Origin of the sequence: Cerasicoccus sp. TK19100, assembly GCF_027257155.1 — a bacterium.
Lineage (GTDB): Bacteria > Verrucomicrobiota > Verrucomicrobiia > Opitutales > Cerasicoccaceae > Cerasicoccus > Cerasicoccus fimbriatus.
In genome coordinates, this window is the sequence record NZ_JAPWDU010000010.1 from 58,146 (window position 1) to 83,408 (window position 25,263).

22 protein-coding genes and 1 tRNA gene are annotated in these 25,263 nt (G+C 57.5%); 4 read left to right on the forward strand and 19 right to left on the reverse strand.

Translation table 11 applies throughout. The features are described 5' to 3' along the window. Window positions 1-5 precede the first annotated feature (5 nt). Entirely contained in the window at window positions 6-2,729 is a 2,724-nt protein-coding gene (locus O3S85_RS20300; RefSeq protein WP_269542999.1) for a PAS domain-containing hybrid sensor histidine kinase/response regulator, read from the reverse strand. Between the two features lie 77 nt (window positions 2,730-2,806). On the opposite strand from O3S85_RS20300, the gene O3S85_RS20305 reads away from it, so the two are divergent. After that, a complete protein-coding gene (locus tag O3S85_RS20305) occupies window positions 2,807-2,944 on the forward strand; it encodes a hypothetical protein (protein ID WP_269543001.1) in 138 nt (45 codons plus the stop codon). Between the two features lie 27 nt (window positions 2,945-2,971). On the opposite strand, the gene O3S85_RS20310 is transcribed toward O3S85_RS20305, so the two are convergent. The 9 genes from O3S85_RS20310 to ilvN all read right to left on the reverse strand — a co-directional run bounded on the left by O3S85_RS20310 (window position 2,972) and on the right by ilvN (window position 10,196). Next, a complete protein-coding gene (locus tag O3S85_RS20310; RefSeq protein ID WP_269543002.1) occupies window positions 2,972-3,820 on the reverse strand; it encodes a substrate-binding periplasmic protein in 849 nt (282 codons plus the stop codon). Between the two features lie 120 nt (window positions 3,821-3,940). Next, window positions 3,941-5,464: a uroporphyrinogen-III C-methyltransferase gene (gene cobA, locus O3S85_RS20315; RefSeq protein WP_269543003.1), complete on the reverse strand. Its 1,524-nt coding sequence runs from the start codon at window positions 5,462-5,464 to the stop codon at window positions 3,941-3,943. 10 nt (window positions 5,465-5,474) lie between these two features. Beyond that, entirely contained in the window at window positions 5,475-6,029 is a 555-nt protein-coding gene (locus O3S85_RS20320; RefSeq protein ID WP_269543004.1) for a hypothetical protein, read from the reverse strand. After that, on the reverse strand, window positions 6,029-6,202 hold the full coding sequence (locus tag O3S85_RS20325; RefSeq protein ID WP_269543005.1) for a hypothetical protein: 174 nt from the start codon (window positions 6,200-6,202) through the stop codon (window positions 6,029-6,031). The genes O3S85_RS20320 and O3S85_RS20325 overlap by 1 nt, the downstream gene beginning before the upstream one ends. Before the next feature lie 42 nt (window positions 6,203-6,244). Then, complete coding sequence (hemC, locus tag O3S85_RS20330; protein WP_269543007.1) at window positions 6,245-7,102, reverse strand: hydroxymethylbilane synthase; 858 nt, start codon at window positions 7,100-7,102, stop codon at window positions 6,245-6,247. Between the two features lie 74 nt (window positions 7,103-7,176). After that, entirely contained in the window at window positions 7,177-7,680 is a 504-nt protein-coding gene (locus tag O3S85_RS20335; protein ID WP_269543009.1) for a hypothetical protein, read from the reverse strand. Between the two features lie 66 nt (window positions 7,681-7,746). Beyond that, window positions 7,747-8,454 (reverse strand): alpha/beta hydrolase, encoded by a 708-nt coding sequence (locus O3S85_RS20340; RefSeq protein ID WP_269543010.1) that lies wholly within the window; start codon window positions 8,452-8,454, stop codon window positions 7,747-7,749. 80 nt (window positions 8,455-8,534) lie between these two features. Next, window positions 8,535-9,569, reverse strand: a complete 1,035-nt coding sequence (ilvC, locus tag O3S85_RS20345) for a ketol-acid reductoisomerase (RefSeq protein WP_269543012.1) — start codon at window positions 9,567-9,569, stop codon at window positions 8,535-8,537. Window positions 9,570-9,692: 123 nt separating this feature from the next. After that, entirely contained in the window at window positions 9,693-10,196 is a 504-nt protein-coding gene (ilvN, locus tag O3S85_RS20350; protein WP_269543014.1) for an acetolactate synthase small subunit, read from the reverse strand. A 132-nt stretch (window positions 10,197-10,328) separates the two neighbouring features. On the opposite strand from ilvN, the gene O3S85_RS20355 reads away from it, so the two are divergent. Further along, a tRNA-Val gene (locus O3S85_RS20355) sits at window positions 10,329-10,405 on the forward strand. 187 nt (window positions 10,406-10,592) lie between these two features. Here the strand turns inward: O3S85_RS20355 and O3S85_RS20360 are convergent. The 9 genes from O3S85_RS20360 to O3S85_RS20400 all read right to left on the reverse strand — a co-directional run bounded on the left by O3S85_RS20360 (window position 10,593) and on the right by O3S85_RS20400 (window position 21,687). Then, entirely contained in the window at window positions 10,593-12,242 is a 1,650-nt protein-coding gene (locus tag O3S85_RS20360; protein WP_269543016.1) for an ankyrin repeat domain-containing protein, read from the reverse strand. Between the two features lie 99 nt (window positions 12,243-12,341). Next, on the reverse strand, window positions 12,342-13,646 hold the full coding sequence (locus tag O3S85_RS20365; protein WP_269543017.1) for a dicarboxylate/amino acid:cation symporter: 1,305 nt from the start codon (window positions 13,644-13,646) through the stop codon (window positions 12,342-12,344). Window positions 13,647-13,753: 107 nt separating this feature from the next. Beyond that, on the reverse strand, window positions 13,754-13,960 hold the full coding sequence (locus O3S85_RS20370) for a hypothetical protein (RefSeq protein WP_269543018.1): 207 nt from the start codon (window positions 13,958-13,960) through the stop codon (window positions 13,754-13,756). Window positions 13,961-14,068: 108 nt separating this feature from the next. Beyond that, window positions 14,069-15,874, reverse strand: a complete 1,806-nt coding sequence (locus O3S85_RS20375) for a hypothetical protein (protein WP_269543019.1) — start codon at window positions 15,872-15,874, stop codon at window positions 14,069-14,071. Between the two features lie 592 nt (window positions 15,875-16,466). After that, window positions 16,467-17,498: a tryptophan--tRNA ligase gene (gene trpS / locus O3S85_RS20380; protein ID WP_269543020.1), complete on the reverse strand. Its 1,032-nt coding sequence runs from the start codon at window positions 17,496-17,498 to the stop codon at window positions 16,467-16,469. Window positions 17,499-17,699: 201 nt separating this feature from the next. Further along, window positions 17,700-19,046: an exodeoxyribonuclease VII large subunit gene (gene xseA, locus O3S85_RS20385; protein ID WP_269543021.1), complete on the reverse strand. Its 1,347-nt coding sequence runs from the start codon at window positions 19,044-19,046 to the stop codon at window positions 17,700-17,702. Then, window positions 19,018-19,674: a TVP38/TMEM64 family protein gene (locus O3S85_RS20390; protein ID WP_269543022.1), complete on the reverse strand. Its 657-nt coding sequence runs from the start codon at window positions 19,672-19,674 to the stop codon at window positions 19,018-19,020. The genes xseA and O3S85_RS20390 overlap by 29 nt, the downstream gene beginning before the upstream one ends. A gap of 323 nt (window positions 19,675-19,997) precedes the next feature. Continuing rightward, entirely contained in the window at window positions 19,998-21,017 is a 1,020-nt protein-coding gene (locus O3S85_RS20395; protein WP_269543023.1) for a hypothetical protein, read from the reverse strand. Between the two features lie 256 nt (window positions 21,018-21,273). Then, window positions 21,274-21,687 (reverse strand): BLUF domain-containing protein, encoded by a 414-nt coding sequence (locus tag O3S85_RS20400; protein WP_269543025.1) that lies wholly within the window; start codon window positions 21,685-21,687, stop codon window positions 21,274-21,276. Between the two features lie 164 nt (window positions 21,688-21,851). Here O3S85_RS20400 and O3S85_RS20405 point away from each other — a divergent pair, with 164 nt between their 5' ends. Next, on the forward strand, window positions 21,852-22,850 hold the full coding sequence (locus O3S85_RS20405; protein WP_269543027.1) for a glycosyltransferase family 2 protein: 999 nt from the start codon (window positions 21,852-21,854) through the stop codon (window positions 22,848-22,850). A gap of 25 nt (window positions 22,851-22,875) precedes the next feature. Next, the gene (locus tag O3S85_RS20410) at window positions 22,876-25,254 is read left to right on the forward strand and encodes a hypothetical protein (RefSeq protein ID WP_269543029.1); all 2,379 of its coding nucleotides are present in this window, start codon (window positions 22,876-22,878) and stop codon (window positions 25,252-25,254) included. Window positions 25,255-25,263 lie beyond the last annotated feature (9 nt).

Sequence of the window (25,263 nt, forward strand, 5' to 3'; positions counted from 1 at the left end):
ATCATTCAGGAATCCAGCAGGAACGATTCCAGCGACGCACGAATCAGCGCGCCCTCCTTGGAGAGTTGCCCCAGCGCCTCATCCACGCCCTCGCGGTCGTGCCGCTTGGCGGCGTCCTCCAGGCATGCCGCACATTGCCCCAGCCGGATAGCCCGGAGCAGGCCGGCAGCCCCCTTCAGCGAGTGCGCGTAGTGCTTGAGCGCATCGTAATCGTGGGCTCCATCGGAGGGGAAAAACTCAGCCAACTCCTGAGCAAAGCTGTCGTTAAACATGCGTGCAGCAAGCACCATGTCTTCCTGATCTTCCTCGTCGAGCTGTAGGGCAATCGTGGCGGGCTCATACTGAGGCCCCGAGACGGTCACCTTTGCATCCCGCTCCAGGCGGTCCAGCACTTGCACGAGCACTTCGCGCATCTTGGCGGCGCGGAAGGGCTTGGTCAGGTAGCCGTCCATACCGGCGTCGAGGCAGACCTGCTCATCGCCGCGCATGGCCCGTGCGGTCATGGCAATGATCGGTGTGCGGCGGTTCAGATTGGCCTCGATATCACGGATGCGGCGCGTGGCATCCAGCCCGTCCATCTTCGGCATTTGCACGTCCATCAAGACCAGATCGAACACAAGGGTCTGAAAGGTATCCACGGCTTCCTGCCCGTCATTGGCCACCGTTACCTCGTGCCCGAGCTTGGTCAGCCGCTGTAGTGCCACCTCCTGGTTGATCAGATTATCCTCAGCCAGCAAGATGCGCAGGCGGGGCATCTCATCGCCGCGCGGCATGGGGATCGGCGCGCGCGAAGAGCCGGTTTTCAGCAGCTTTTGCTGACCCAGCGAAAGACCAAAGACATCCAGCACCGCCTCACGTAAGTCGTTCTGCTTGATCGGCTTGGTTAAAAAACGTCCAATGCCCATCTGCCGCCCGCGCTCACGCTCTTCCTGCGTAATTGCGGACGTGAGGATCATCATCCTGATATCGCGCAGTTGGCTGCGACTGTGCACCAGCGAGGCAATGTCCGTGCCGCTGAGGCCCGGCATCTGCTGGTCGAGCAAAAGGAGCTGAAATGGCGCGCCGTCGGCAATGGCCCGCTCCATCCGTGCAATCGCCTTTACGCCGTCATCACAAGTCGTTGGCAAAAGCCCCCAGTGTCGGCAAACCTCGTCCAGAATCTGGCGATTGGTTAAATTGTCATCCACGATCAGCACCCGACAGCCGTTCAGCTCTTCCAGATTGAGCATTTCCGTCTCGGTCTCGCTGCTGACGATGCCCACATCCAGCTCAACGCTGAAGGTCGCGCCTTTGCCCAGCTCACTGTCCACGAAGACGTCGCCGCCCATCATGCGCGCCAGCTTGCGCGAGATAGATAAGCCCAGGCCAGTGCCGCCGTATTTGCGCGTCGTGGACGAGTCACCCTGCGTGAAGGTTTCGAAAATATTATCCAACCGGTTTTCGCTAATGCCAATGCCGGTGTCGGAAACCTCGATCAACAGCTTCAGCCGATCGCCGCTTACTGCCGACTGACGGGCGGCGATGATGACCTCGCCCTCTTCGGTGAATTTTACGGCGTTGCTAACGAGGTTGTTCAGCACTTGGCGGAAGCGAATTGGGTCGCCGGAGACCACCGTCGGCAAGCTCGGGTCGATCTTAACCGCCAATTCCAGCCCGCGGTCCCGTGTAATCGAGACAAACTGGTCCACCGTGTCCTCAATGGCCTCGCGCAGGTCGAAGTCGATATTTTCCAGCTCAAGCTGCCCGGCCTCGATCTTGGAAAAGTCGAGAATGTCGTTCACCAGGGCCAGCAGCGTGTTACTGCAGTTGAGAACCGTTTGGATGTACCGCTCCTGGTCAGGCGAAATATCGCTCTCCAGGCAAAGCTCGCTCATCCCGATAATGCCGTTAATCGGCGTGCGGATTTCGTGGCTCATGTTCGCCAGGAAGTCGCTTTTGGCTTTGTTAGCCTGCTCGGCACGCTGGATCGCCATGCGCAAGCGATTCTCCGTCTGACGAGCCTCGGAAATATCCCGGCTGACCGACACCAGCCCAATGCACAGGCGGTTGTGATCGAAAACGGGCATTTTCGTGGTCTGTAGCCAGAAGGCCCCGCCATTGCGAATCTGGAACAAGCCCACGTGGTTGACGATCGGCTTGAGCGTGGTGAGCACCTCCTGATCGGTCTCGCCAACCCAGCGCGCGGTCTCACGGGTAACGAAATCGCCAACAGATTTTCCCACCTCCTGGCCGGGATACTGCGTCTCCAGCGTCCGCTGAAACGCACGGTTGGTGATGACGAAGCGCCCATGGATGTCCGTAAAGTAAACGTAGTCCAGCGTGTGATCCATCAGGATTTGCAGCAGACGCAGCTCACTACGCGGGTTGAGGATCATCTGCCCGTTGACGACCGGGTTTTCCATGATGATCAGCCAGACGCTGTCGGGCGATTCCGGATCGGCCTGCATCATCGCCTCTAACACCAGATTCTGGCTGCCAGCGATGCGTAGCTTACCATGCCAGGCTTCGTTACTGGCATTGGAGAACAAAGACTCCAAGTCCTGGCTAGCCTGGGCGGTCGTCATCAGCTCGGACAACAATTGCCCAACACCACTGCCGCCCTCAGCGCCAATAAGCCTTAAAAACACCTCATTGCAATGAACGATCGCCCCGCTGCGATTGCACAGCGCGTAGGGCCAAGGAATCACCTTGGCCAGGTTATCAGTCATTGACGGGGTGATATTACTCATTATTGAAACAAAAAACCCTTACAAATTGTAACCCATTTGACAAATAAAAACCTCGTCACCGTCCTGACGTACAAAACATGCCCGAAGATCCAAAGACCTCGAACGATGAGTCGGCCAAGCCCGAAAAGAAGCCTTGGCCAATGGCCTACGTAATCGCAGCGATTGCGCTATTTATCCTACTGTTTAACCTCTATACTTGGCTAACCGCCGAATAGGTTGATTGGGTAGCGCCGCGCGCGCGGCTACATGCCGACCCAGCGGCTCACGACGCGATTTAGCTCACCATTAGAGGCCCAGGTCGCCACCAGGTTGTTGACCTCTTGCAAGAGCTCCGGATTGTCCCGGTTGACACCCCAGACCATTTGGTCCACGGAGAGCACCGGTCGAGCGGGAGTCACCCCGCGATTCTGGTAAGTGCCTGCCAGCCAGTAAATGGTCGGCGCATCATGGATAAGCACTTCGATCTCGCCGTCGGCGACCGCTTGCGCGCCCTCCTCGGCTGAGTCGTAAGTAATCAAAGTCGCATTGGGGAAACTGGACTGCACGAGAAACTCCCCGGTCGTGCCAGCCTCGGCCCCGACCTTGCCCTTCATATTGCCGATCAGGCCGGGCAAACCGTATTTTTGCGTATTTTTGCGCATCACGAGAGCCATCTGCCCGCTGTTCATGTAGGGCGTGGTCATGGCGATAATCGCGTTACGCTGGGGCGTGTAGTTCATGCCCGCCATCAGGATATCGATCTTGTTGTTCTGCAGCGCTGGCATCAAATCTTCCCAGTCCAGCTCGATGAAGCGGACTTCCTTGTTCATGTCGCGCGCCATCATGCGAGCCAAGTCGATTTCCAGCCCGGTCAGTTGGCCGTTCTGCTTGTAAACAAAGGGCGGCATGTCCGCTGACACCCCGACCCGCAGGATATTGGGCGACGGGCCGATGAAAGTCGCCGGTGAGGACTTGCTCGAACTGCCACCATCGCTTTCACAACCGGACAAGCCAAACAGGCCAATCAGCAGGGCCCCAATCAGGAGCAGACGTGCAAATACACTGGAGCCAAAGTTTCCAGCCGACAGGAGCTTAGGGGTTACAAAAATCACAAGTGGATTCCGAGAGAACACGGTAGGTTGGTCAAGTATAGACTGGGGTGGGTTCCATTTTCAAAGCGCCATTGACAAAGCGTTTTCCGCGCCGATTTGCCTGAGACACACCCTAAACTATCATTTCCCCCACAAAGATTGCACGGCCCTCACCAAACCATCGATCGAGGCCTGCTTCGCCAGGCGGTCCACCGGCAGCCCGATTTGGCGCATGCGCTCGGCGGTTTTGGGGCCAATCGCCACGCCCTTGGGGCGGCGCGCGCCCTCGCCGGGTTGCAGGTTTTTCGCCTGCTGGACAAAGCCGTCCACCGCGCTCGAGCTGGCAAACGTAATCGCATCGGCACCAGCCTCGCGAAAGCGCATCGCAGCCGGATCATCGTCTAGATTGGTCAAATCAGTCCGGTAAACGGGGAACACGTCCACGATCGCATGGCCCTCCTCCAGGCGTTCGATCAGCACGTCGCGATTGCGGTTACCCGTCACGACGAGCACGGTCTCGTTGTCGAGCGTCTCTTCGCGTAGAAGTGTTTCGGCCAGGTTTTCCGCCACCGCCTCCTCGGGCACCAGGTCCACCGCGAGTCGTTGCTCGCGCACGGCACTGGCGGTCGTTTCACCAATGCAGGCGATCCGCATGCCCCCAAAGCTCCGCAAGTCGTCGAACTGCCGGTAAAACTTCTCGAAGAAATACTTCACGCCATTGGGGCTGGTGAACACAATCCAGCGGTAGTTCCAGAGCGTCGGCCAAATGTCTTCGCCGGTCGATTCTTCGTCCTCGCTGATCGAAATGAGCGGCAGCTCCAGCACCTCCGCGCCAAGCTGGCTTAACGCGGCGGACAGCTCACTTGACTGCGAGCGGCTACGCGTCACCACCACGCGCTTGCCAAAGAGCGGGCGCTGCTCGAACCAGCCAATTTTCGCGCTGAGCTTGGCCACATCGCCAATCACCACCACGGCGGGCGAGCTGAGGCCTGCGGCGTCCTTGTCGGCCACGGCGTTGGCCAGGGTGGAGATCAGACTGCGCTGGCGGGGCGTTGTCGCCCATTGGACGATGGCCACCGGCGTCTCTGGCTCGAGCCCGGCCTTGAGCAGGCGCTCAGTGATCTCGCCGAGGTGGCCCATGCCCATGTAAATACACAGCGTGCCGCCGACCTTGGCAAACTCCTCAAAGCGCACGTGCATCTCGTGCTTGTCCGGATCTTCGTGGCCGGTCAGAAACGCGACCGACGAGCTGTGCTCACGGTGCGTTAGCGGGATCCCCGCGTAGGCTGCCGAAGCCAGCGCGGCCGTCACCCCGGGCACGATTTCATAGGAAACACCGTCGTTGACGAGCGTCTCGGCCTCTTCACCGCCTCGGCCAAAAATAAACGGATCGCCGCCCTTGAGCCGCACGACCATGAGGCCCTTCTTCGCGCGATTGACGAGGATTTTCTCGATCTCCTCCTGCGGAATCGCGTGGAAGCCCTTCTGCTTACCGACGTAAATCTTCTCACAGCCGACCTTGGTCCACTTGAGCAGCTCGGGGTTGGCGAGGTAGTCATACACCAGCGCATCACAGCGCTCGATCAGCTCCTTCGCACGCACGGTCACCAGCCCGGTATCCCCCGGCCCGGCACCCACTAAAAATACTTTTCCAGGCGTCGACATCAGTTAAAATTTAATACGAGGACGAAAAAAAACCAACAATACAGTCAAGATTGCGAACACAGATTTGGATGTGGTCCTGCTTATTCAAACCCGCACCGGGGTACAACGGTTCTCCCTCCGAGAAGAAGCCACGAACCGTGTCGTATGAAGGCAATGAATTCTCCTCTCTGGTGCTGTGCAACCACTCAAAAACAAAACAATCCAAATAGCGTAGCTTGGCATCCTTCCCTTTATTTTCAGGAATAGTCAGATCGAATTCTTCCAGATTTTTCCAATAAGAGACGAGGGATTCGTGAGTCCTGGCCACTTCGGCTAAATACTCGGAATCGATCAAATTCAGACAATTGCCAAATCGGATTACCGCTCCGATAACCGCAGGCTGATCATATTTCCTTTCCTTGGCCCACTCTAATGCGCGATGCGGATTGTCCTCCCAAAAGTAAATTCCATGCCCAAGCCAATCGTAACGTTCACGACTGGGCCTAAGTTCGCTACCGGCAAATACTTTTTCGGCCACCGATGATTTGCAGCCATGGTAACCAAGCGCATAGGCATAAGCTGGCATTACTGAAACTGCTTCTTCAACTTTCCACGCTTGGTAAACATACCGGTGCGGTGGAGCATGCGCAGAAGTTTATCGCGATCCTGAAACGCTTCACGCGTAGCCTCCTCAATCAATCGGATTTCCTTCTCCTTTTGCTTGTGGTCGGCTGGTTCAATGAATGGTCCGTGGATCATTACGAAAGCTTACGCCAGGAATGCGTCTAAAGTCAAGCCGCCCTACGCGCCCAGAACCTTCTCCACGACGTCTTCCAACCAGGCGTCCACGCCCTCGCCAGTCTTTGGCAAAGCAAAGCTCTGGCGGCCGGAATCTTCGTGAAACGTGTGCAACTGACCGCTGCAGACATGGCCTGCCGTCGCCGTGTGGCAGCCGCCACCCATCGCGGCCAGAAACTTGCGCTCCAGCTCGACGGCAAACGTCGTCACCGGGCACGCCAGTGCGGCAAATTTCTCAGCATCGGCCACGCGGCATTGCAGCGCGATCGCGCCCTGCCCCACCGCCGGGACGACCTGCTGGATCGTCAGCGGCTTAAAAACGACGCCATCGTAATTCTGAATGCCAAGTCGGCGCAGCCCTGCGGCTGCAAGAATGGTGGCCTCCGCCTGCCCCGTGGCGACCTTGCGTAGGCGGGTATCCACGTTGCCGCGAATCTCACACCACACCGCGCACGGAAAATACGACTTGAGCTGCAAGCGGCGTCGCGGGCTGCTCGTCGCGACCACCTTGGGCGACGCCACGCCTTCCTGGACCACGAGCACGTCGTTGACCAGTTCACGCGGTAAAAACGCCGCCAGCGCGAGGCCCTCGGGCATCTCGGTGGGTAAGTCCTTGGCGGAGTGGACAGCCAAGTCGGCCTCGCCGTTTAAAAGCGCGTCCTCCAGCTCCTTGGTAAAGAGCCCCTTACCGCCCTTGTCTTCAAGAGACCACGAAGTTTTCTTGTCGCCGGTGGTGACAAATTCCCTCAGCTCAGCCTTGCCGCCCGCAAAGACATTTTCCACGTGCGCCTGCGCCAGCTTCGCCTGGCAAAGCGCCAGCGGGCTACGCCGCGTCGCGAGTATGATTGGTTGGTCGGACATAGGAAAAATAGCGGCCCAGCAAAGGGATTTCGTGCCCGTCAGTCAATTGCGGAATGGTCAGGTGGATTTGGCGCTCATCGCGCGGAATTTGTAGGTTTTCTCTTCAGAAAGACCTTTGCCTCCAGATCATCCTCTGACAGTGAGAATTTAATTTTGCCCAATAGATTGGGCAGGTAGAATGTTTCGTCTCCAAACCCATCAGCGGAGATGATGACATCTTGATCCACAAGATACCTGCCGCGTCTACCAAAGATAGTCTTCGATCCACCGGCACCAAACATCCCCTGCACCGTCACCACCCCCTCACCATCTGTCTCTCCAACCAGCCTAAGCTCGCGCAGGTGCTGCATCATTAATTCACGCTCCTCACCTTGAAAATGCTCATCAATGAATGACTTATCCGTTGTCCCCGATCGCTGCTGCAACCAAACTTGAGCGCCTGCGATTGGTCGACCTTCCGCATCATAAACGGAGAATTCTATCGGTCTATTCGCGGCCCCATCCCATGAAGACGAAGGCCCGAACACCAGCAACAGGAGAGCGACCCCCCCCAAAAAAAAAGGAGCCGCATTAGCCAAACTCGTACTTTCACTAACTAATATATCACAAACCGAGATCTAGCAACACGACTACCAGCGACCGGCTCAACCGCCCAGCAACCACGCAAACGCTGCGGGCAATTCCTCGCGCCAGGGCTGGGCGGCGTGGCCGCCTTCGTATTCGTGGTAATGGACTTCGCCGCCAATCGCCTGAAGCGCTGCCATTGCACTGCGAACACCGTCAATCTGGCTAATATCCTGCCGCATGCCGCTGGGCTGATGCGTTAAGCCCGACTGCGTCTCGCGGTTGCCGACGCTCAGCCAAAAACGCTGACCAGCGGCGCAATGCCCTTTTGCAAAGCGCATAAAGGCGCAATCGTTCCACCAGAAGGCACCAGACTGCGCCAAGCAGTAGTCAAACTTTTCGGCGTAGCGCAGCGCAATGTAAGCACTCTGCAAGCCGCTCAAACTCAGACCTGCAATGAGGTTGCCGGTCGGCTGAATCTCCGGACACTGCCCCCGCGCCCAATCAAACACGTCTTCGGCGATGAACGCCGCGTAGTCCGGGTTGCAGACGTAGTCCGCGTGCCGAGCAGCCGCGCTGACGTGCGACACGAAGACGAGCGTCATTGGCGGCACGGCACCTGCCGCGAGCAATTCTTCGAGAACCGGCAGCGCCTTCAGGTCGCGGGTATAATGCTCGGCATCCATGAAAATGCACATTCGATGCGGCTCAGACGGACCGGGCACGATCCATACTTGGCGTTCATAGGAGCCACAGCGACTAGTTAGGATGTATTCTGTGAGATGCATGGTGTTTCCTGGGCGGGTACAAAAAACGGGAGAGCGCATTTCGCACTCTCCCGCAGTAAAGTTCAAAGGAACTCCGGCAATTACTTGCTGGTGTATTCGGCTTGGGTGCCGCCGATTTCCTTCTTCGGAACCCAGGGCATGAGGGCGCGCAGCTCCTTGCCGACCTTTTCGATCGGGTGGTTCTTGCCTGCGTCGGCCATGCGCTTGTAGTTCGGGCAGCCGTCCTTGTATTCCTGGACCCAGTTCTTGGTGAACGTGCCATCCTGGATTTCCTTGAGGACTTGCTTCATCGCCTTCTTGGACTCCTCGTTGATGACGCGCGGGCCGGAAACGTAGTCGCCGTATTCCGCAGTCTCAGAGATCGAGAAGCGCATGCCGCTGATGCCGGACTCAACCATCAGGTCAACGATCAGCTTCAGCTCGTGCAAGCACTCGAAGTAAGCCATCTCCGGGGAGTAGCCGGCTTCGGTCAGGGTTTCGAAACCAGCCATCACGAGGGCGCTCGCGCCACCGCAAAGAACGGCTTGCTCGCCGAACAGGTCGGTTTCTACTTCTTCCTTGAAAGAGGTCTGGATAACGCCGGCACGGGTGCCACCAACGCCATGTGCCCAAGCGAGAGCGATCGGCTTGGCTGAGTCGGAGGAACCTTCAGCAACAGCGATCAGCGCCGGGACGCCCTTGCCCTCGTTGTATTGGGTGCGGACGACGTGGCCCGGGCCCTTCGGCGCAACCATGATCACATCGACGCCTTCCGGCGGAGTGATGAGGCCGTAGTGGATCGCCAGGCCGTGCGTGAAGAGGAGGGTCTTGCCGGGAGTCAGGTGCGGGGCGATGTCTGATTTGTAGACGTCAGCCTGCTTCATGTCCGGCAAAGCGATCATGATGACGTCCGCCTTTTGGACGGCTTCGGCGGTCGTGAAGACTTCGAAGCCCTGCTTTTCAGCGACAGGCTTGGACTTGCTGCCTTCGTAAAGGCCAATGATGACCTTGCAGCCACTGTCCTTCAGGTTCAGCGCATGGGCGTGGCCCTGCGAGCCATAGCCGATGACGGCGAGCGTCTTGCCTTCGAGGACGCTCATATCAGCGTCCGCTTCCGTGTATACTTTTGCGGGCATTGGGTTTTCTGGTTTCTTGTTGTCAGTTGTCGATTATCAATTGTCCGTTTTCAATTGATGGATGTTTCGCCATCTCGCTGGCCATTGGAAATAGATAATCGACCATTGAGAATTGAAAATTGTTTAGTCTTCGTCGGTTTCCTCGCCGTCGTGACCACGCAGCAGGGCTACGTTGCCAGTGCGGGCCAGTTCCAGGATGCCAAACGGCGTGATCAGCTCCAGGAACGCGCGGATCTTGTTCTCGTTGCCAGTGCACTCGATGATGATCGCCACCGGGGTGACGTCGATGACCTTGGCGCGGAAAATGTCGCACACTTCGATGATCTCGGAGCGCGTCTCGCGGTCGGCCTTGACCTTGAGCATGACAAGCTCACGCGCGACAAATGCGTTGCGGTGGCCGAAATGCGTGATGTCGATGACATTGATCAAGCGGTCGAGCTGCTTGATCGCCATGTCCAACGCATGTTCCTCGGCCCGCAGGGTGATCGTAATACGAGAATATTTCGGGTCGTGCGTCGGGCCGACATTGAGGGTATCAATGTTAAACCCGCGGCCGCTGAACATGCCAGCAACCCGCGCAAGAACTCCGAATTTATTTTCGACTAGTGCTGAGATCGTGTGTCGCATGGGAGGAAAAGCTGGGGAAAATGACGCATCCCCGCCGTTGAAGGAAGCATAAAATTGGCACTTTTTGCCAATGAGGGCATCTTTTTTCTTGAATGGCACCTTAAACCGCGCATGTTCATGCGTTTCCTGATTGGACGGTTAGCTCAGTTGGCTAGAGCGCCTCGCTTACACCGAGGATGTCGCAGGTTCGAGTCCTGCACCGTCTACCATTTTCAAAAGAAGACGCCCAACGCGGCGTCTTTTTTTGTGCCCGGCAGGGCGGCCAGCATGGCTAATCGGCTCACGTAAACCCAAATATATGAGCCGAATAGACACTCTAATCGGCTCATCGCTGCTCAGGGCCATAAAAAGCCGCCGCTTAAGGCAGGCTCAAGCGGCGGCGGGCGTGCGGGGAAATTATTCTGGGTCGGGCACGCCGTGGCGGCGGAGGAATTCGCGAACGGGTTCGCTGCCGTGCTCGATTTTTGACGGCAAGGGCGCGCCGCGATCGAGGAGCAGCTCGGCGATTTTGACGTAGCCGCGGGGCGTGTTTTCTTCGGGCAGGCGCATGGTGCTGCCGCCGTTGATGTCGTGGCAATGCTCGGAGCCAAAGACCGTTGTGCCAAGGGCGTCGCCACCGTAGCTGTTGCGCTGGTGGACGTCGGCCCCGAGCTCGATCAAGACGCTTGCCGCCTCGAAGTGGCCGCGCCAGCAGGCCTGATGCAGGATCGGCATATTGTCGATGCCGTGAACGACGGCGTCGATATCCGCCCCAGCCGCGACCAGCGCGCGAATGGCAGGGACGTTGTTGATCCGCGTGGCCTCGCTCAGTAGTTCGGTGGGGACCTCGTCCGCGAAGGAAACTTCCTCGCCCGCAAACAGCTTCCCCAGCAGGCGATCTTGCTCGGTAACGCCAGTCGCACCGTGCTCAGACAACAGGGACACGAGGTCTTCACGATTGCGGCGTGCCGCCCAGCGGATCGCCGTCAGCCCACGCTGATCTTCCGCGTGCGGATTGGCCCCGGCCTTGAGCAACAGGCGCACGACTTCCGCCGACCGATTGTAGCGCACGGCCTTTTGCAGGAAGGTCATGTGGTAGAAAAAGTTCGGGTCCGCGCCATGCTCCAGGTAGAGCTTCACCGCGACCGGGTTATCGAAATCAAGCGCCCGCCCCAGGCAATAGCTCACGCGGATCGGATGCGGCTTGGCCTTGAGCACCAGCTCCAGGCAAGCGGTGTCCGCAAACTCGCTGGCGTGGTAAAGCGCCTCCGTGCCCCAGGGCGTCTTGTGTGGGTCGTTCGGGTCGGGCTCCGGCTCGCCCTCGTCGGGGTCAGCCCCGGCTTCGAGGAGCAGACGCGTCAGTCCCGCGTGGTTCGCAATGCCCGCGGCACCATAGAGCGGCTTGTCGCGGCCGACCGGCTCCATGAAATCCGCCAAAGGACGCCCGCTGGCGACGCCTGCCTCGATAAGCATTCGGCCAACTTCGGCCAAGTGCGGCGCTCGCTCAGGCTCACTGCGAAACAGCCGCGAAAAGCACACGTATTCCAACGGAAACTGACCCAGCACGCCGCCCTCGGCAAAGACCAGCTCCGGTTTTTCCGCCAGTTGACCGCGCACGAAATCCACTTCGCCGCAAGCGCAGGCCAAGTAGAAATCTTCGCGTGGGAGGCCGGGCTCGGCGTCCAGCAGCACCCGGGCACGGCGCACGTCATTAGAGCAAATTGCGCGCAGGGCTTCGGCTGCCTGTTCGCGGCGGCTGAGGTTTCGTGTTTCGACAAACGCCCGCCACTGCGGCCAGCTTTTAAAGCCGTATTCGCGGGCGATGACCAATTGCGCATCGGCCAGCTTTGGCTCGATCACGGTTGGGCGCGGATGCGACTCCGCGAAGCGTTGCACGGCGGCGCTTTCGCCAGCGCGGGTTTGCTTGAGCAAGGCCTTGGCATGCTTGCGGTCGAACTCGAGGTTGGGCCGCGAGGGAATTTTCTTTTTCATAACGATCTCCGATTCTACCCGTTGTCCGCCTGCGGGCTGGAGGATCGTAATGATCCCAGTGTATGTGTTTTTCACTGGTGGGACTATCCCTTTCCGCGGACCGGAAGCTCCCAGATAAGCTAGGGGAAAGTCAGCCAGCCGATGCCCGGTGGGTCAATGCGAAAGCTCGCGCGACTACTCCTGATAAACCGGCTCGCCTTCGGTCTTGGCGATGATGACTGCCGCGCAGGTGTCACTGAAGACGTTTACGCTCGTGCGGCACATGTCCAGCGCGCGGTCCACCACCCACACCAGGCCAATGTATTCCGTGGGCACGCCGAGCACGCCCATGATCAAAAAGATCGCCACGATACTCGCCGATGGCACACCGGCCACGCCGATGGATGTCGTCAGCGCGAGGAAGACTACCATGATCTGCTGCCCCAAAGTCAGCGGCACGAAGCTCGGGTCGATCACCGCCAGCACCTGGGTGACAAAGATCACCACGACGCATTCGTAAAGCGCGGTGCCGTCCATGTTGACCGTGGCACCGAGCGGCAGGGTAAAGCTGGCCGTGCGCTGCGAGACCTTGGCGTCTTTTTCCACAGTCTCCATGGTCAGCGGCAAGGTGCCGGCCGAGCTCGCCGTGGAAAACGCCGTGAGCAGCGGGTCGGACATCGTCTTCAGATGCGTGAGCGGGTTGACCTTGAAAAACGCCAGCACACCGCACAGCGCGGCCACATGCAGAAGGAGCGCGAGGAGCACGGTAACGGTAAATGAAGCCAGCGGTGCCAGCAGGTCCATGCCCAGCTCGACGAGGCGCGGCGTAACCAGCGCAAATACCCCAATCGGCGCGAATTTCAAAATCAGATCCGTGATGCCGATCATTACATTGCTCACGCCTTCCCAGAAATTTTGCTGCGTCGCGCGCCACTTGTCATCGAGCCGGCTGATGAAAAAACCGAACAAGACGCTAAAAGTAATCAGCCCCAAGAGCTGGCCGTTGTCGCTGGCGTTTTCGACGATGTTCGACGGGAACATGCGCAGGAAGATATCCCAAATATCCTGCGAGCTTTTGCCCGCGACTTTCGTTTCGATGATCTCGCCCGCGTTGGCCGCCTGGGCATTGGCCTCCATGCGCGCGGCGACTTCGGGGTCGACCGTGCCCGGCGAAAAGACGTTCACCAGGACGAGGCCAATCGTCACCGCAATCGCGCCACTGCACACATAATACGCGAGCGTCTTAAAGCCCAGTCGGCGAAAATCCTTACCACCAGTCAGCCCCGCCATTGCCGAAATGATCGAACTCGCCACCAAGGGGACGATAATCATCTTCAGCGCGTTCATGAACAGCTTGCCCATGAAGTCGCACGCCGCCAGCAAGTTAGCCCCGAAGGCTGCCTCAGCGCCGCCGGTTGATTTCACCACCACCGTCGCAATTCCAGAAAGCACGAGGGCGGCAAGTATCTGCCAGTGTAGCTTCCACTTGAGTGGATTCATGCGCCCCATGCTTCACGGATGACGCGAGATGGAAAGAAAAAATGAAAAATTCCCCCCCAGCGACAACGTGGCTCAATTTGACAGAGCCCGTATCCAACGCTCGGTGCTCACTCGACCGACTGGTAGGTGCAGGGGCGCATGTGGAACTGGCCATCTCCCGATGGAGCTCCCGTGCTGGCACTCATGTGGGTGGAACCGCTGGCATGCGTAGATGTGCTGGAGCAGCCCGAAAAAAGCCACATACCCAGCGAAATGCCTCCAGCAATGATCAACATTTTCAGGCGGCGAACGGTGGTTGTATGGTTGTGCTTCATGATTTTATTTGGTTCAGAAGCGAACTTAGGCAGGAACCACACATTTGCAAACACCTGACAATAAAGGACCTATATAACCCATCACCCAATAGGACCAGTTAGGCCTGATCATTTAGAAAACTTAGGGGCAACCGAACGGCGCTGGCCAGCGGGGATTTCAATCGGGTCGCCCTCAGCGGGGTCCTCGTCGTTTTTGTAAATGCGCACAGTAACGGGCTCATCGCTCTCGGGCGCGGTCCACTGCCACTTGCCGATTTCGAGAAACTCCATTGGCACGCCTTCGTCCTCGGACAGGCCCGGCCCCGTGCCACGCACGTAGGGCTTGTTGCCAATGCCGATCAGCACCTGCGCAATCAGCGTGGTGGCACCCTTTTTCTTCTTCGGCTTGGACTTCGGGGTGGCAGGCACATCGTCGATCAGCTCGCCCTGCTCGGGCTCGTCTTCGTCCTCTTCGGTCGTGGCAATTTCGCCAAAATCGTCCCAATCGTCAAAGCCCATGCCCGAGGCATCATCGTCGGCCACGGCGGCAGCTTCGCCTTCGTCGACCGCAGCTTCTTCCGGTGCGGCGGGCGCTTCCTCTTCGGCCACGATCTCGCCGTCGTCGCTCAGGGCGATGTCAAATTCTTCGTCTTCATTGAGCATGGCCAAGGCACCGTCGTCGGCCACCGGCTCCGCCTCAGCCTGGGCAACAGCTTCCTCTTCTGGCTCCTCGCCAACGGCCTCTTCCTCCTCATCGGCGAGGTCTTCGTCGGTCAGGAATTCCGGCTCGGTGTCGTCGTCGGGCTCGTCGTTGGAAAGTTCCTCATCCAGTTCGGACAGCTCTTCTTCAAAGCGGGCATCCATCTGGCTAAAGTCCTCGCCATCGACTTCGGTGGATTCCGTTTCGGCCTCGGCCACTTCCTCATCCTCGGCCGTGTCTTCAACGACGATGTCCGGCTCCGCGCCTTCTTCGTCAGCGGCCGCATCTTCGTCTTCTTCCGGCAAGGAAGTGGTGATGATAAAATCGTCCTCTTCGGGGAGCTCTTCGTCATACTCCTCAGCGACGTCTTCCGCCGCATCGGGCTCAGCCCCATCAACAGGTTCTTCGGCCGCCTCTTCTTCGTCTGCCTCCTCTTCGTCATCGGCCATTTCATGCTCGATGATGGCGGCCGTTTCGGGGGCGACATTTTCCTCGACCTCGGCTTCAAGCACGCCGTCAAACGAATCCTCCGGCAGGTCCGTCTCTCCGACAGAGGCCGAGTCCTTGACCGGTGTTGCCGAGACCATCGACGCGGCGGTGTCCTGCATCAGGGCAACGAGCGTTTGGTAACGCACGGCCAAATCCCCCAAAAGCGTGACCTGCATCGGCAAGCCCTGCAGCTTGGAAAGCGCGCTATTGAGCTTGTCATGCTGCTTGTCACCCGTCATCGCGGCCTGCTCGGCAATGGCCTGGGCAAATTCTTCGCGCACGGAGTCCAGCTGCTCACGGAGCGCCGTCTTGAGCTCCTCGGGGTCAATGCCCGCTGCGGTGCCCGAGCCGCCCTTGATCTCCTTGATCCGCGACTCCATCCGCTCCAGCAAAGTCTCGAACGCCCCGGCAATCTCCGCATTGCGATCCGTCGCCTGCACCACCGACTCGCCAATTTCCTGGATGCCATAAAGCGCCTGCTCGATGCGTCGGGCGTTATCATCATTAGCCTGGCTGAGGTCGTATTCCTTCAGCTTGGCTGTCGTGCGGAATTCGATAAAAAAGGGCAAACAGGCCACCACGCCCCCCATAGCGACAAGGAAAAGCGTGCCCATGAACATCAAGGGCGTCAGGGGCCAATCGCTCCGAAACACGATCACTGCCGCAAAGAGCAGGAGGACCACGTCGAACACGATGAACGGTATTTTATTAATCTTCGGTAGCGGAACGTTTTCTTCGAAGGCCATAGGTCAATTTCGGTAAGCCTAGGAGTAGCCCGCGATTTCGCTGGAAGCAAGGAAACTTAGGTTCGTAGGCTCGAAAGTTTGTAAGTGAGAAGGTTTTTGACGCACAAAACATGAGCTATCAGCAGGACTCCTACGAATCACTAAAAGACGCCATGGTAATAAGATGCATCGAAATAGATCGGATACTCGCCATCCGCCGAAACCACTTTCCACTCATGAATGCATCTACCATCATTGCGATATGACCCGACAGACGTAGACGACTCAAGATTCTCCGTATGGTGCTCGATCCAATGGCGCTCGGCCCCCCGGCCTTGCGGGCTATTAAAGGTATCAATGAGAACCGCGTCGTCCAACGATCGCCCGCTATTACTACTTTAGGCGTAGAACCTCGCAACAAAATCATGACGCTCCCAGTAAACCGGCGTCAGCGAAGCCTGAACCTCATCCGCCAATACTGGAGCATCCGCACCTGGGAATCGGCAGCAGGCGGAGAAGCAAAGTGAAGCCAAAATAATGAGAATAAACTTCATATCGCTATCCCCAACCTTTCGAACATTCCAAACCTTCGAACATTCGAACATTCCCTGCGCTAGCGCGCGACGAATCCGGCCTTGCGCTGGACCTTGCCCAGCATCTTGAAGGCGCGCTTTTGGGCGGCGTCGTCGCCTCGCTTGATGACCTCGGTCAGGTATTTCTTGTCGGAAACCACGGCCTCGTATTTCTCGCGAACGGGCGCAAGCATCTCAGCGACGGCGTCAGCGACAGCGTCCTTGAAGTCCTTGTAACTGGCCTCGGCAAATTCCTTTTCGAGCTCTTCGACAGACTTGCCAGTCGCCACGCCAAGGATGCCGAGCAAGTTCGTCACGCCGGGTTTGTCATCGGTCGCACGGACACAGCCCGGCCCGGAATCGGAGTCCGTCACCGCGCTGCCGATCTTCTTGCGAATCGTTTTTTCGTCGTCGGTGATGTAGAGCGTCGAGGTCTGATTTTCGTCACTCTTGGACATCTTCTTGGTCGGGTTTTGCAGCGACATGATGCGTGCGCCCGTCTTCGGGATGAACAAGTCCGGCACCTTGAAGGTCTCTGAATAGGTAGAGTTAAACTTCTGCGCGAGGTCGCGGGTCAGCTCAAGGTGCTGCTTCTGGTCTTCGCCCACGGGCACGATGTCGGCATTGTAGAGGAGGATGTCCGCCGCCATGAGCACCGGGTATTGCAGGAGGCCGCTGCCAATGAAGGCTTGCTTGTCCTCGGCGCGAGCCTTGGCGGACTTGTCCTTAAACTGCGTCATACGCTCCAGCTGGCCCAGCGGGCACAGGCAGCTGAGGATCCACGCCAGCTCGGTGTGGCCAATGATGTGGCTTTGCACAAAGATGTTCGCCTTGTCCGGATCGATACCGCAGGCGATGTATTGCGCGATGCACTCCATGGTGTCGCGGCGGAGGTCCGCCGGCACGTAGGGCACAGTGATCGCGTGCATGTCGACGATGCCAAAGTAGCACTCGTAGCCGTCGAGGTAACGCGTCCAATTGCGCACGGCCCCGAGGTAATTGCCAAGGTGGAGTTTGCCGGTCGGTTGGGCGCAGGTCAGGACGACCTGCTGTGCTGTGGATGCGTCACTCATGATGTAAAACGTCCCATAAAGGCAAAGCCGGCGGCGGTTTCAACCGAAAAGGCCAACAGATCTGCGGCGGAAGCTAGTAGGGATCGCGAATTTCCACATTCGCATATACGCCATCTGAATGAAAAAGTGGTAGATAGTAAGCGAATGTGGAAATTCGCGATCCGCCCACCGCCACCTCTCCGCCAAACATCCGCCCTAAACCTACAGCTCTTCCACGCGTGTGCGGACCTCGCCGTCGGCGAAGTCCAGGCCGAGCAAGTCGCCCTTGGCGAGGCCTTCCTTACGCGTCACCACCCGCCCCTGCTGGTCACGGGCAATGGCGTAGCCGCGCTTCAAGGTCTGCTGCAAACTGACTCCCTCCAGACGTGCGCGCATCACCTCCAGCTGTTTGCGCTGGCGGCGGAGCTCCTCGCGGCTCGCGCGGTCGAAACGGCGCTGCAGCGCCACGAGTTGCTCGCCCAGATACCGAACACGTTTCTCCGGCGAGGACCCGGCGAACCGCTGACGTAGCAGACGCAAGTCACTGCCGCCCTCGGCAAGCTGCGCCTTGACCAGTGCCTCGAAGCGCGCGTGCAGCTCATCGAGCCGCAGTTGGGATTGCCGCACCTGTGCCTTGGGATGATGCAGTTGCAAGCGGCGCTGGAGAAGCTCCAGCTCGTGCCGCTGTGTCTTGAGCACCTCGTCGATGCCGTAGTTGAAATCGCGCCCCAACTCGCGCACGCGGTCGCGCAGCTCAATGAACTGGCTGCTGATCAGCTCGGCGGCGGCAGTCGGCGTTTCCGCGCGCTTGTCGGCGGCAAAGTCGCTAAGGGTGAAGTCGATCTCGTGCCCGACGGCGGAAATAATCGGCGTGGGCGAGGCCGCCACCGCGCGGGCAACAGCCTCTTCGTTAAAACACCACAGGTCCTCCAGGCTCCCGCCGCCGCGCATCACGACGATCAAATCCGCCTGGCCCCAGGCATGGATTTTTCGCAGCGCCTCGGTGATGTCGCCCACGGCGCCCTCCCCCTGCACTTTGGCTCCCGCGATGACCACGCGGCCACGCCAGTCGCGACGCTCAAGCACACGGCAAAAGTCCTGAATCGCCGCCCCGGTGGGCGAGGTGACCACGGCCACCGCTTTCGGCCAGGCCGGGATGGTGCGCTTGCGCTCGGCGTCGAACAACCCCTCGGCGGCGAGCTTCTTTTTCAGTTGCTCAAAGCGCTCCTGCAAGCGCCCCTGCCCGACTTCCATCACCGTGCGGCAAATCAACTGATAGGCACCGCGCGGCTCGTAAACATCGATGCCGCCATGGACCTGCACCGCGAGCCCGTCGCGCAAGTCGATCGTCTGCCGCATCGCATCCATGCGAAACAGCACGCAGGGCAGCTGGCTGGCGTCGTCCTTGAGCGTAAAGTAAACGTGCCCGCTGGCTTGGCGGCGCAGGTTGGACACCTCGCCCTGCACCCAGCACGGCGGGATGTTTTTCGTCAACAGCGCCCGCACGCGACGGGTAAACTCACCGACGCTAATCGAGTCCTCAGCCTGCTGTTTTGGGGATAGCGCCACGTTCCTTGTAATAGTTGAAAATCATCCGGCAAGCAATGCCCACCACCACGATGAGCGACACCGCAAAAATAATCATACCGACCTCGCCCTCGAACACCGCATCGCCAAACATGATGATCAAAAACACGTGGATCGACTGGATCGGCACGGAGATCACCATATAGCGCATGAAGTTCACGTTCGCCAGGCCCAGCAGGTAGCTCTGGATAATCATCGGCGAGCCAGGCATGATGCGCAGCAACGCGATCCACTGCACCTCGTTTTCCTTCTTAATCACGGGCACCTTCAGCTTTCGCTTTTCCAGCAGGCGGACAATTTTACCGCGCAATAAGGTCCGCGCCAGCCAGTAGGACAGCGCGTCATTGATCGCCACGCCGCCCATCGCAAAGAGCAGCCCATAGAACGGCCCAAACTTATACCCGACCAGCACCAACAGCAGCGACACCGGAAACGCAAACAGCGGCAGTATCGCAATCGCCGGCAGCAGGAAGATCGCATTCAGCGACTCCAGCCATCGGAAAACGTGGTCAAACAGTTCAGCCATGCCGCCGAAGCATGGCACCCGCGTATCACTTGGCAAGGCTGCGAAGTAGGGATTTTGGGTGTCAGAAGTCGGCGTGGGGTGCAATATAGCTAAAAAGAAGCTACAGCACATCAGATCGTATTTATTCAGTGAACTCTATTTTCTACGTTTAATCCTTTGTCTCGTTCTCCCTTGTCTCTTTCTAATGGTTACCGTGAACTCCATCCCACTTAGCTCTACATTATAGCCAAACTTACCCTGTAGAAGCTTCATTGCTTCATCATGAGGTCCGACTTCAATATGTTCTCTTTTTTAGGTGTATACGCTCACGCAAACTCTGCCTATCCTCAGTCTGAGCGATGCACAAAACAGAACTCAGCAGAAACGCAGTGGATATAGCAATTCCTTGTAGAATTCTCAGCAAAAGCCTATAACTTCCTCCGCATGAAGTATACTATTAACACTAAAAGAGCCACACCGCCCAAGGAGTAGAATATCCAATAACTCAGACCATCCTCCGCCGCTTTACTTTCTTCGATAGGTGCATCAGTAATGTTAACATCGACCTCATTAACTTTCAACTCAGGCGTTCGCGTCCTAACGCCTTCAGATTCACTACCAGGATCATCCACATCACTGCTTGGAATCTGAATTGATTCTTCCATCTCTGCGCTCATCTTCATTTGATAGGCCAGCTGACGAAACTGAGCATATTTCCGGTACTCTGACTCCATAGAGTCGATCAATGTAAACGCTCTTTCCAAATCATGCTCGTTAGAATTCTGAGCTCGGAGCTTACTAATGTATTTCACACCTTCCTCCCCCGGATATTGAGCAATAGAGATTACCGCCTCACTTCTTGCTGAGACAAGAAGTCCTTTACTGGGATCACTCGGATCGTTAGCCGAAAGAACGTAGCTAGGAGGTTCACCATTCCAAAAGCTTTCTTTAGTTCTCTCGATCAAAAAGTCCAGCCCATGTTGATCACCATATTTTGCGACTGCACCATAAGCAATCCTCAGCAAACCCACTTTATCTACGTCAGTAGCAAATTCTTTCCGCTCAATATCAACCGCTAATTTTGTTAGCTCCTCAATAGATATTTGTGATTTATCAACGCTCCCGATAGTACCGAGGGCATGCAAAGCAGATTTCCAATGTTTGAATTGGCTTTCATCTTTCAACATTCTTTTCAACTGATCAACGTTCTCTTCATTGCTAAAAAAAACGTAATTTCCATGAACCCCCATTCCCTTCAATTCAGGATTCGGATCATACTTCCCCCCTATTAGTTTCATTGCTTCATCATAAGGGCCAATTTCACGATACTGCACCTGCAGTGCGCGAATGCGTTCAAGTCTTGACGATAGCTCATTTGTCTGAGCAATAGAAAAAGCAGAACTTAAGAGAAATAGAGCAATTATAAATAGACTATTATTAAATTTCATGTTAGCTAGTTATTTATAAATAAATATTTTTGATCTTCAGTTACATATCGCCCTGAAACGGCACCACTGCGACAAGCAGTGTGAAAGCATAGAAAGGGGTCGAACATAGAATTTAGACACCCAAGTCTGTCCCTATCCGACAATCCATCGTCACGCATTCTAATTCTCTAGCGCAGCACATTGGTCAAACTCCTGCTTTGTGTGGACATAAAAGCGCCCCCACCGTAGATGCTAGGTGCATTGACCAGCCGCATCCCTACAGCGCCATGTCCACGCGGTTTTCGATCATGTGCTTCTTGATGCGACGCATGATCTCGTGCGCCTGGGGGCCGGCATTGAGCATCGCAAACTCTTCATCGCCACATCCGTTCGTCCACTGAAAGCCCATGGACCAGTTGGGGAACTCGCGCTCATCGATTTCGCGCTCAGTGAGAATCACGACATTGCGGTGCCGGTCATCGCGGCTGATCTTGTCATTGAAAAGCGCCTTAACCAGATCAGCTGGCCCTTCCAGGCATTGGAAGAATTTACCCTGGCCATACAAGAGCATCCCTGTGATGCCAACCCGGGTGTTATAATCGCGCGCGGAGGAAAGTATATCGATCAACACCTGCTCGCTAATGTTATCCAGCGCGTCACTCTTGTAGGTCAGGGATATTAATTTGCTCATCAAATCCCTATGGAATAAGTTCATTCGCCGAGCGCAACCCCTTTCGGAACGGTGGGTCTGCTCATCTTCGTAAACAAATTCTTTAAAAAAGCGCTGGATGCATCGGATGGCCAAAAGGGTTGCTAGCTGGTGACTTTGGCACTACAACACCGCGCATTAAGATCATGGCGTCACCGTCAACCACTGAAATCCCCTTTGCCAAGGAAGTCGTCGCAAGCGCGCCGGCCATTTCCGTGGTGGCACCCGCATACAACGAGGCCGAGTCCCTGCGTAAGCTTTACGATAAAATTGCCGCCGTGCTTGAGCCCAGCCAGTGGACCTTTGAGGTGCTCTTTGTCGACGACGGCAGCACCGATGACACCTGGGAACAACTACGCTCGCTGCAGGCCGACCACCCTACCACCGTGCGCGCCTACCAGCTACGCCGCAACCTCGGCAAGGCCGCAGCGCTCTCCATCGGCTTTGGCGAAGCGCGGGGCGAGTTCATCATCACCATGGATGCGGACCTGCAGGACGAGCCTGCCGAGATACCCAACCTCATGGCCAAGCTCAATGAGGGCTACGATCTCGTTTCCGGCTGGAAGCGTGAGCGCAACGACCCACTGGAAAAGCGCATCCCTTCGCGCCTGTTCAACGCCGTGACGCGCAAGATTTCCGGGCTGGAGTTGCACGACTTTAACTGCGGCCTCAAGGCCTATCGCGCGGAGGTCGTCCGCGAGCTGCCGCTCTATGGCGAGCTGCACCGCTACATTCCGATCCTCGCCCACGCTGACGGCTACCGCGTCACCGAAATCCCCGTGCAGCACCATGCGCGCGAGTTTGGTATCTCAAAATATGGGCTGGGCCGTTATTACAAAGGCTTCCTCGACCTGCTGACAGTAGCCGCGATAACGCGTTTCGTGCAACGCCCCGGGCATTTGTTTGGCGGCGTCGGCCTGGCAATGGGCGGCATTGGTTTCCTGACTCTCGCCTATCTGACCGGCGTGAAGCTGTTCTTCGGCGAAGGCATTGGGCAGCGCCCGCTGCTGCTCTTTGGCGTGTTGCTGATGATCCTCGGCGTGCAGTTGATCTCCGTTGGCCTCGTGGGCGAGTTGATCATCCGCAAACTCGGCGGCCACCGCGAATCCTACCCGATCCGCGAAGTGCTCAGCAGCGACGCCTGATCCGCTACACTCCACTTTTTAAGTAATGAAACTCGCTATCTTCCTGCTAGCTTCGGGGCTGCTTGTCCTGGAGCTTTTCGCCACCAGTATTCTGGGCATCGTGGTGGGCCCCCAAGCTGCCTATTATTCCATTGCCACGGCCATGCTTGGCCTGGGGGCGGCGTCCACACTGGTCAGCATGATCCCCTATGAGACGCTGAAGCGCTACGAACGCGCCGCGCTGATTTACTCGACGTTTTTGATCGGACCGGCGGTCATTCTGTTTTTGCTCTACTCCACGCTGCTCAAAGCGGGCATCAACGTGGAGCGTCTGGACGCCTTAAAAATCAGCGAAACCGACGCCTGGCTGCTGATGGAGCAGCATGAGTTCAGCCTGTCGCTGAAGGTCGGTGCCGGACTTTGCATTACCTACCTGCTACATGGCATCGCGCTGAGCACGCTGTTCCGGCTCAACGCCAAGCGCAGCACTGTGCTCTATGCGTTCGATTTGTTTGGTGCCGCGATGGGCTGCTTTGTGTTTGTCCAGGCACTGGAGAACTTTGGCTTCGCCACCACGGCAACGCTATCAGTGGCCATGCCCATGGTCGCGGCAGTACTCTTTGCCAAAGAGATCAAACAGGGCAAACTCGCGCTCGGTCTGGGCATTGCCACCCCCATCGTCATCGTGCTGATGAACCTCCCCTTTGTCGCCACCAAGCTCGAGCCGCAACCACTGCCGGAACTGCTGGCCCGCGACCACAAAGTAGAAATGCAGATCGAGGAAATGGAGCATGAGTGGACCAGCTTTGGCCGCATCGGCGCGCTCAAATTTCAAAAGGACGACGCGAAAAGCCCCACCTATGTCATGGTCCAGCGTGAGGGCAACAGCCACGCCGCGATACCCGATGTAAACCACCTGAACGTGGGCATCTTTGAGGGGCTGGTGGACGACATGGAGCCCGAAAATGTGCTCGTGCTCCTTGCCGGTGCCGGACGCGACATGCTCCAGCTAAGGCGAACCTTTCCCAACGCAAACATCACGGGGGTGGAGCTGGTTTCCCAAATGTTTCACTGGCCAGCCGAGAACATGACCGAGCGCATGAACCCCATCCTGCAAGACGAGAAGATGGAGCTCGTCGTTGCCGAGGGGCGCGAATTCCTCTCCCGCCAAAAGACGCGCTACGATCTGATCTTGATTTCCTACAGTGGAGCCGGCGCCAACTACTACACCGGTGCCGCCGCCCACTCCGCGGGCTACCTCTACACCGTGGAGGCGTTTCGCGACATGCTGGAGCACCTTGCGCCCGATGGTCGCATCGTGCTGCTCAACGGCAACAAGGGCCGCTTCATCCGCACCTTACAATTAATTTGGGACGAGGAGCAACGCACGCCTCCCCTGGAAGAATGCGTGCTTGTGGTGAGCGATGGCCGTTCCTACGAGCAGGCGGTTCGTGGCATACTGGCATCGTGGGACCCCGCAGTCATGGTCATTCAGCCGGATGGCATCTCCCCTGAAGAGGTCAAGGAAATCGCGACGGGCTACACCCCGCTCTACCAACCTTTTGATACTCAAAAACGGGCCTATGGCATCTTCTTCGACGACGCCGCTCTGGCGTCCTTTGCGGCAAAGGCAGGTGCTAACTTTTCCCCCGTATGGGACGACCACCCCTACTTCCTGAATCTGGCACCCAACCACCGCCCGTGGTCCGCCAGCCTCTGGTCGGACAAAGCGCAGCAGCCGGGCGAACGCCGACTAAGGTCGCAAATCAAACTGCTCGGCTGGTTTCTACTCGCGGCGATCGTCTCAACGATTTTGCCAGTGTTGATCTTTAACCGGAAGCGATCCCTGAGCCTGCGTTCCTGGAACCACATGGCTTACTTCCTGGGCATTGGCCTGGGCTTCATGCTGGTGGAGATTGGCCTGATCAACAAGCTGCAGCTGATTGTGGGGCACCCGGGCTACACGCTCGCCGTGGTCCTCACCGCCGCCATCTTCTTCACGGGTCTGGGCAGCTTTTTCTCGGACAAACTGTTCGACCAGCGCATCCTGAACTACCGCACCGCCGCCCTCGCTGCGTGCCTGACAGGCATTGCCATGCTCGCATTACTGTCCGCCTTTAGTAGTGAATTCATGGCCCTGCCGCGCTTTGCTAAAATCCTCTTGGCCGCATTGATCCCGGCACCGCCATTTATCCTGATGGGGCAAATGTTCCCGCAGGGCTTGCGCGCGGTGAACGCTGATGACAACGGCCTGGTCGCCTGGGCCTTCGCGCTCAACGGTGTCGCCAGTGCCGCGGGCGCGGGCCTTGCCATTATCCTCTCGCACGTTTATGGTTATTCGCTCGTCATCATTACCGGCTTGGCGATCTACCTAATCGTTGCGATGCTGCCCCACCAGAGCAGACAAAGCCTGCGCAACAACTAACGCAAATTT

What these genes read in the sequence shown, in the direction of transcription:
- O3S85_RS20340 (WP_269543010.1), bottom strand. Translation starts at nt 8,454, where the DNA reads ATGCATCTCACAGAATACATCCTAACTAGTCGCTGTGGCTCCTATGAA.
- cobA (WP_269543003.1), bottom strand. Translation starts at nt 5,464, where the DNA reads ATGTCGACGCCTGGAAAAGTATTTTTAGTGGGTGCCGGGCCGGGGGAT.
- O3S85_RS20305 (WP_269543001.1), top strand. Translation starts at nt 2,807, where the DNA reads ATGCCCGAAGATCCAAAGACCTCGAACGATGAGTCGGCCAAGCCCGAA.
- ilvN (WP_269543014.1), bottom strand. Translation starts at nt 10,196, where the DNA reads ATGCGACACACGATCTCAGCACTAGTCGAAAATAAATTCGGAGTTCTT.
- O3S85_RS20405 (WP_269543027.1), top strand. Translation starts at nt 21,852, where the DNA reads ATGGCGTCACCGTCAACCACTGAAATCCCCTTTGCCAAGGAAGTCGTC.
- trpS (WP_269543020.1), bottom strand. Translation starts at nt 17,498, where the DNA reads ATGAGTGACGCATCCACAGCACAGCAGGTCGTCCTGACCTGCGCCCAA.
- O3S85_RS20370 (WP_269543018.1), bottom strand. Translation starts at nt 13,960, where the DNA reads ATGAAGCACAACCATACAACCACCGTTCGCCGCCTGAAAATGTTGATC.
- O3S85_RS20325 (WP_269543005.1), bottom strand. Translation starts at nt 6,202, where the DNA reads ATGATCCACGGACCATTCATTGAACCAGCCGACCACAAGCAAAAGGAG.
- O3S85_RS20300 (WP_269542999.1), bottom strand. Translation starts at nt 2,729, where the DNA reads ATGAGTAATATCACCCCGTCAATGACTGATAACCTGGCCAAGGTGATT.
- O3S85_RS20375 (WP_269543019.1), bottom strand. Translation starts at nt 15,874, where the DNA reads ATGGCCTTCGAAGAAAACGTTCCGCTACCGAAGATTAATAAAATACCG.
- ilvC (WP_269543012.1), bottom strand. Translation starts at nt 9,569, where the DNA reads ATGCCCGCAAAAGTATACACGGAAGCGGACGCTGATATGAGCGTCCTC.
- O3S85_RS20400 (WP_269543025.1), bottom strand. Translation starts at nt 21,687, where the DNA reads ATGAGCAAATTAATATCCCTGACCTACAAGAGTGACGCGCTGGATAAC.
- O3S85_RS20395 (WP_269543023.1), bottom strand. Translation starts at nt 21,017, where the DNA reads ATGAAATTTAATAATAGTCTATTTATAATTGCTCTATTTCTCTTAAGT.
- O3S85_RS20410 (WP_269543029.1), top strand. Translation starts at nt 22,876, where the DNA reads ATGAAACTCGCTATCTTCCTGCTAGCTTCGGGGCTGCTTGTCCTGGAG.
- O3S85_RS20365 (WP_269543017.1), bottom strand. Translation starts at nt 13,646, where the DNA reads ATGAATCCACTCAAGTGGAAGCTACACTGGCAGATACTTGCCGCCCTC.
- hemC (WP_269543007.1), bottom strand. Translation starts at nt 7,102, where the DNA reads ATGTCCGACCAACCAATCATACTCGCGACGCGGCGTAGCCCGCTGGCG.
- O3S85_RS20320 (WP_269543004.1), bottom strand. Translation starts at nt 6,029, where the DNA reads ATGCCAGCTTATGCCTATGCGCTTGGTTACCATGGCTGCAAATCATCG.